The sequence below is a fragment of the Phenylobacterium sp. genome (genome assembly GCF_036963605.1).
Classification (GTDB): Bacteria; Pseudomonadota; Alphaproteobacteria; order Caulobacterales; family Caulobacteraceae; genus Phenylobacterium.
Genome location: NZ_JBALUY010000001.1, coordinates 131,561 through 137,876, shown reverse-complemented (window position 1 = coordinate 137,876; position 6,316 = coordinate 131,561). Strand labels below are relative to the sequence as shown.

Sequence of the window (6,316 nt, the reverse complement as noted above, 5' to 3'; positions counted from 1 at the left end):
GGGCGTAGGCCAGGCGGGGCTCCGGCCCCCACAGGCTCCAGCCCATGAAGGCGACCGCGGCGACGGCGACCACCGTCGGCACGAACCAGCCTGACACCTTGTCGGCGAGGCGTTGGATGGGCGCTCGGCTGCGCTGGGCCTGGGCCACCAGCTGGACGATCTGGGCCAGCAGGGTCTCGGCGCCTACCTTTTCGGCCCGCATGATGAAGCCGCCGGTGGTGTTCAGGGCGCCGGCCGACACCTTGTCGCCGACCCCCTTGGTGACCGGCAGGGACTCCCCGGTGATCAGCGATTCGTCCACCGCGGCGCGGCCCTCGATGACCTCGCCATCGACGGCGATCTTCTCGCCGGGACGAACGCGCAGCCGATCGCCGGGCGCAATCTGGTCCACCGGGACCTCGGCGTCCTGACCATCGGCCCCGACCCGCAGAGCGGTCTTGGGCGCCAGGTTCAGCAGGGCGCGCAGGGCGCCAGATGTCCGCTCCCGGGCGCGGAGTTCCAGGATCTGGCCGACCAGGACCAGGACCACGATCACCGCGGCGGCTTCGAAATAGAGCGGCGGCGCGCCGTGGGCGTCCCGGAAGGCGTCGGGGATCAGGCCAGGCGCCAGGACGGCCGCGGCGCTGAAGGTCCAGGCGGTCAGCACGCCGAGCGCGATCAGGGTGAACATGTTGAGCTGGCCGGTGCGCAGGGACGTCCAGCCCCGCTGCAGGAAGGGCCAGCCCGCCCACCACACCACCGGCGTCGCCAGGGCGAGCTGAACCCAGGGGCCGACCCCGTCCGGCAGGGGAACATGGAGACCAAACAGATGCGCGCCCATCTCCAGCACGAAGAGCGGCAGGGCCAGGGCGCCGCCGATCCAGGCGCGGCGGGCGAAGTCGGTCAGTTCGGGATTCGCCTCGGCCTCGGCGGTGACGAGGTCCGGCTCCAGCGCCATGCCGCAGATCGGGCAGGACCCGGGCCCCTCCTGGCGGATCTCCGGGTGCATGGGGCAGGTGTAGATCGTCCCGGCCGGCGCCGGCGGCTCCGGCTCGCGGGGCGAAAGGTAGCGCTCGGGATCACCTTCGAACCTGGTGCGGCAACCGGCCGAGCAGAAATAGAAGGCCTGCCCGTCATGGGGGGCCACATGCTGTGCGCCATCCACGGTCACCTGCATGCCGCAGACGGGATCGACAGCCTTCCCAGCCGTGGCCGATTGTTCGCCGTGATGGTGATGCGTCTCTGACATGGTCAATACTCCGGCCGCCAGCGCAAATTATACCCCTAGGGGGCATTTCGCAATTACCAGCCTGGGGTATGTTACTGAGACCCACGGAGGCGCCCCATGAAGGATGCAGACTCAAAGTCCAAGCTGGCCAATCGCCTGAGCCGCATCGAGGGGCAGGTGCGCGGGGTCTCGCGCATGGTCGAAGAAGACCGCTACTGCATCGACATCCTCACCCAGGTGCAGGCGGTGCGCGCGGCGCTGGCGCGGGTGGAGACCGAGCTGCTGAAGGATCATCTGGACCATTGCATCGAAGGCGCCATCGTCAGCGGCGACGCCGAGGAACAGCGGCGCAAGGCCAGTGAGCTGATCGAACTGCTGGGACGGGCGACGCGATAGGTCGCTGCGGATCAGGGACGGCATTCCGTCTCCGATCCGACGTGCGATACTGCTAGGAAGCGACGAGGGAGAGGAGACCAGGGCAAGATGGCGATGACCGGAGCGGTCATTCGGGGTCAGCGGAGCCTGCTGCGGCAGATTCGCGAGGCGGTCCAGCGCGGCGGTCCTGCGCAGGAACGCCTCAACATGGTCGTGCGCATCATCGCGCGGTCCATGGTCGCCGAGGTGTGCTCGCTCTACATGCGCCGGGCCGGCGGCGAGATGGAGCTGTTCGCCACCGAGGGCCTCGATCCCCTGGCCGTCCACCTGACCCGCATGCGTCCGGGCGAGGGCCTGGTCGGCGAGATCATGCGCCTGGGCCGGCCGCTGAACCTGGCCGACGCGCCCAACCATCCGGCCTTCTCCTACCGCCCGGAAACCGGCGAAGACCCCTATCACGCCTTCCTCGGCGTGCCCCTGCTGCGCGGCGGCCGGGCCATCGGCGTGCTGGTGGTCCAGAACCGCACCGAGCGGGTCTATACCGAGGACGAGGTCGAGGACGTCCAGATCATCGCCATGGTGCTGGCCGAAATGGTCGCCGGCGAACTGATCTCCGAGGACGAACTGTCCGGCGTCGAGATCGCCCCACACCGGTCGGAACGGCTGAAAGGCGCCCGCTTCGCCGACGGCCTGGCCCTGGGGGTCGCGGTGCTGCACGAGCCGCCCGTGGCGCCTTCGCAGCTGCTGGCCGACGACGTGGTGGCCGAAGAGGCCAAGCTCAAGAGCGCCATTTCCAGTCTCCAGGCCCAGCTCGACGAAATGCTGGAAGGCCAGCACGGCCTGGTGGAAGCCTCCTATGAGGTGCTCGATACCTATCGGATGTTCGCCCACGACCGGGGCTGGAACCGGTCCCTGGAAGACGCCGTCCGCAACGGGCTGACGGCGGAGGCCGCGGTGGAGCGGGTGCGCTCGGAGCACCGCGCCCGGCTGGGCCAGGCCCGCGACCCCTATCTGCGCGAGCGGCTGCACGACTTCGAGGACCTGGCCGACCGGCTGCTGCGCCACCTTTCCGGCGACGGCCATGCGGCCCGCGACCTGCCGGACGACGCCATCCTGATCGCCCGAAACCTCGGCCCCGCAGACCTGCTGGAATATGACCGCCACAAGCTGAAGGGCCTGCTGCTCGAAGAGGGCTCGCCGGCCAGCCATGCGGCGATCGTCGCCCGGGCGCTGGACATTCCCTGCGTCGGTCGCCTGGACGGCCTGCGCGACCGGGTCAATGAGGGCGATCCGGTCATCGTCGACGCCGAGACCGGCGAGGCCTATCTGCGGCCCCGGCTGGACGTGGTCCAGGCGATCCGTTCGCGGATCGAGGTGCGGTCGCAACGCCGGGCCGAGTTCGCCAAGCTGCGCGACACCCCGGCCTTCACCCGCGATGGGGTCAAGGTCACCCTGCTGATGAACGCCGGCCTGGATGTGGACCTGGAGATCCTGGGCGACACCGGGGCCGAGGGGATCGGCCTGTTCCGCACCGAATTCCAGTTCATGGTCGCCGAGGAGTTGCCACGCTTCAACGCCCAGACCGCCCTCTATAGCCGGGTGCTGGACGCCGCCGGCGGCCTGCCGGTGACCTTCCGCACCCTGGACCTGGGCGGTGACAAGGTGCTGCCCTATCTCGAGGCCGAGCGGGAAGAGAACCCGGCCCTGGGCTGGCGGGCCATCCGCATGGGGCTGGATCGCCCGGCCCTCCTGCGCCTGCAGCTGCGCGCCCTGATCGCCGCGGCCCGCGGACGGGCCCTGCGCATCATGTTTCCCCTGGTGGCCAGCGTGGATGAGTTCCGCGCCGCCCGCGCCCTGGTGGATCACGAGGTGGCCTGGGCCCAGCGGCGCGGACGCCCGGCCCCGGCCCGCCTGGACGTGGGCGCGATGATCGAGGCGCCGTCCCTGATCTGGCACCTGGACGCCCTGCTGCCGATGACCGACTTCGTCTCGGTCGGCACCAACGACCTTCTGCAGTACCTGTTCGCCGCCGACCGCGGCAACGCCCGCATGGCAGACCGCTATGACCCGCTGTCACCCCCGGCCCTGCGGGTGCTGGCCGAAATCCAGAAGGCCTGCGCCGATACGGGGACGCCGGTGTCGGTGTGTGGCGAGATGGCCGGCCGGCCCCTTGAGGCCTTCACCCTGGTCGCCCTGGGCTATGAGCGCCTGTCCATGCCGCCGGCCGGCGTCGGGCCGGTCAAGCAGATGGTGCTGTCCTGCGACCGGGAGGCGGCCCACCGCGGGGTCAGCGCCCTGATCCGAGGCACGGGCGGCTCGGTGCGCGGCGAGATCGAGACCCTGGCGCGCAAGCTCTACCTGTCGATCTAAGCTTGACCGTGACGAATCAGCGTTCGGCCGGCGTTGAACGGCTGGCGCTATCGTGTTATAGGAAAAGAGAAATTAACAGATCCGTGGCAAACGGACGGGGCGGGTGGCGGCTATCTGGCCGCATTTATTTTTCGGGGATGACGAGCAGCCATGGCGCTCGACACTGGGCGGGTCACTGACTTCAATCCGAGCTTTGAGGGGACGCACCCCCTCAGCGCTGTTGAAAGCTATATGCCGACCCTGGACTCTGGTCCCAACATCGGCGCCGCCCTGAAGGCGGCGCGCGAATTCCGCGGCCTCTCGCTGCAGGATGTCGCCGACTCCACCCGAATCCGGCGCGCCTATCTGGCCGCCATCGAGGAAATGCGGCTGGAGGACCTGCCGTCGCGGCCCTTCACCATCGGCTATGTCCGCGCCTACGCCAAGGCGCTGGGCCTGGAGGCAGAGGCCGCCGTGACCCGCTTCAAGGCCGATGAGCCCGCGGGCGACGAGGCCTTGCGCGAGCCTGTCGGCGTGCGGCGCGCCGGCGACAGTCGACTGGGCCTGGCCATCACCGCCGGCGTCCTGGTGGTCGGCGCCATCCTGGTCTGGAACTTCGCCCAGCGAGGCATCAACGAGGCCCAGCCCGTGGCGCCCGTGACCGCACCGCCCAGCACCGCCGAAGAGATCGCCGCCAACGCCGGACCGCAAGGCCCGCTGTCCCTGGGCGCGCCCCTGCCTGCGCCGGTGGAATCCACCGTGCCTGAGCTCTATGAAACCCCGGGCCTCGACGTGGCCGCCGCCGCCGGCGGCTCGGCCGACGCGGTGATCGCCTCCAACCGCGAGATCGCCAGGGGACCTCAGGCCGAGGCCGACCTCAGCCAGTTGCCTCCGACCTTTACCCCGGACGGAACCGTCTACGGCGCGCCGGCCGCGCCCGCCTCGCCCATCGTGCTGCAGGCCCGGGAGTCTGCGGCCCTGATCGTCCGCAGCGCCGATGGCGAGGTCTATTTCGCCCGCCAGCTCGCCGCCGGCGAAGCCTATCGCGCCCCTGACCTACGGGGCCTGGTGATCGATGTCTCCGAGCCGACCGCCTTCCAGGTGTTCGTCAACGGACAGACACGGGGCCTGTTGCCCGGCGCCCAGACCCCGCTCAGCCGCCTGGGTGACTAAAAGCGTCATGTTTCCCGGCTTGGGAAACGGCGCGCGAGGGCCTATTTTGCAGGCCCATGACCCAGCACGATCACACCCATCTCCGTCCCTGGCGCACGATAGAGCGGCGCGTCAGCCGTAAGATCCGCGTCGGGTCGGTCGAGGTGGGCGGCGACGCCCCGATCACCGTCCAGTCGATGACCAATACGCTGACCGCCGACGCCGCGGCGACCATCGACCAGATCCGTCAGCTGGAAGAGGCCGGGGCCGACATCGTGCGGGTGTCCTGCCCCGACGAGGACTCCACCGCAGCCTTCTCGACCATCGCCAAGGCGGCCAAGGTTCCCCTGGTGGCCGACATCCACTTCCACTATCGCCGTGGCATCGAGGCGGCCCAGGCCGGCGCGGCGTGTCTGCGGATCAATCCGGGCAATATCGGCTCTCCGGCCCGGGTGCGCGAGGTGATCCAGGCGGCCAAGGACTACGGCTGCTCCATCCGGATCGGCGTCAACGCCGGCTCGCTCGAGCGCGAACTGCTGGAGCGCTATGGGGAGCCCTGCCCCCAGGCCATGGTGGAGAGCGCGCTGAGCCACGCCCGCATTCTCCAGGACCACGACTTCCACGAGTTCAAGATCAGCGTGAAGGCCTCGGACGTCTTCATGACGGTGGCCGCCTACCAGATGCTGGCCGAGGCCATCGACTGTCCGCTGCACCTGGGCGTCACCGAGGCCGGCGCCCTGCGCACCGGCACGGTGAAGTCCGCCATCGGCATGGGCTCGCTGCTCTGGGCCGGCATCGGCGACACCATCCGGGTCAGCCTCGCCGCCGATCCGGTGGAGGAGATCAAGGTCGGGTTCGACATTCTGAAGTCGCTGGGTCTGCGCCACCGAGGCGTGAACATCATCGCCTGCCCGTCCTGCGCCCGTCAGGGCTTCAACGTCATCAAGACGGTGGAGGCCCTGGAGGAACGACTGGCCCACATCTCCACCCCGATGAGCCTCTCCATCATCGGCTGTGTCGTGAATGGCCCCGGCGAAGCCCTGATGACCGACCTGGGCTTCACCGGCGGGGGCAAGGGCTCAGGCATGGTCTATATGGCCGGCAAGCCCGACCATAAGATGGACAATGAGCACATGGTCGACCACATCGTCGAGCTGGTCGAGGCTCGCGCCGCCGAGCTCGCGGCCGCCCAGGGTGCGGAGCTGGCCGCCGCCGAATAGCCGCGGGGCGCTT

Annotated in this window: 5 protein-coding genes; 4 read left to right on the top strand and 1 reads right to left on the bottom strand. The window is 69.5% G+C overall.

Annotation, left to right across the window (positions count from 1 at the left end; translation table 11 throughout):
* On the bottom strand, positions 1 to 1,228 hold a 1,228-nt coding region (locus V7702_RS00720; RefSeq protein WP_335648224.1), incomplete at its 3' end, for an HAD-IC family P-type ATPase.
* 96 nt (positions 1,229 to 1,324) lie between these two features.
* Here V7702_RS00720 and V7702_RS00715 point away from each other — a divergent pair.
* The 4 genes from V7702_RS00715 to ispG all read left to right on the top strand — a co-directional run bounded on the left by V7702_RS00715 (position 1,325) and on the right by ispG (position 6,303).
* Positions 1,325 to 1,603, top strand: a complete 279-nt coding sequence (locus tag V7702_RS00715) for a metal-sensitive transcriptional regulator (RefSeq protein WP_335648223.1) — start codon at positions 1,325 to 1,327, stop codon at positions 1,601 to 1,603.
* Between the two features lie 87 nt (positions 1,604 to 1,690).
* The gene (ptsP, locus tag V7702_RS00710; protein ID WP_335648222.1) at positions 1,691 to 3,952 is read left to right on the top strand and encodes a phosphoenolpyruvate--protein phosphotransferase; all 2,262 of its coding nucleotides are present in this window, start codon (positions 1,691 to 1,693) and stop codon (positions 3,950 to 3,952) included.
* 150 nt (positions 3,953 to 4,102) lie between these two features.
* Complete coding sequence (locus tag V7702_RS00705; protein ID WP_335648221.1) at positions 4,103 to 5,104, top strand: helix-turn-helix domain-containing protein; 1,002 nt, start codon at positions 4,103 to 4,105, stop codon at positions 5,102 to 5,104.
* Between the two features lie 56 nt (positions 5,105 to 5,160).
* The gene (gene ispG, locus V7702_RS00700; RefSeq protein WP_335648220.1) at positions 5,161 to 6,303 is read left to right on the top strand and encodes a flavodoxin-dependent (E)-4-hydroxy-3-methylbut-2-enyl-diphosphate synthase; all 1,143 of its coding nucleotides are present in this window, start codon (positions 5,161 to 5,163) and stop codon (positions 6,301 to 6,303) included.
* The last annotated feature ends 13 nt before the right edge of the window (positions 6,304 to 6,316 follow it).

What these genes read in the sequence shown, in the direction of transcription:
- V7702_RS00715 (WP_335648223.1), top strand. Translation starts at nt 1,325, where the DNA reads ATGAAGGATGCAGACTCAAAGTCCAAGCTGGCCAATCGCCTGAGCCGC.
- ptsP (WP_335648222.1), top strand. Translation starts at nt 1,691, where the DNA reads ATGGCGATGACCGGAGCGGTCATTCGGGGTCAGCGGAGCCTGCTGCGG.
- V7702_RS00705 (WP_335648221.1), top strand. Translation starts at nt 4,103, where the DNA reads ATGGCGCTCGACACTGGGCGGGTCACTGACTTCAATCCGAGCTTTGAG.
- ispG (WP_335648220.1), top strand. Translation starts at nt 5,161, where the DNA reads ATGACCCAGCACGATCACACCCATCTCCGTCCCTGGCGCACGATAGAG.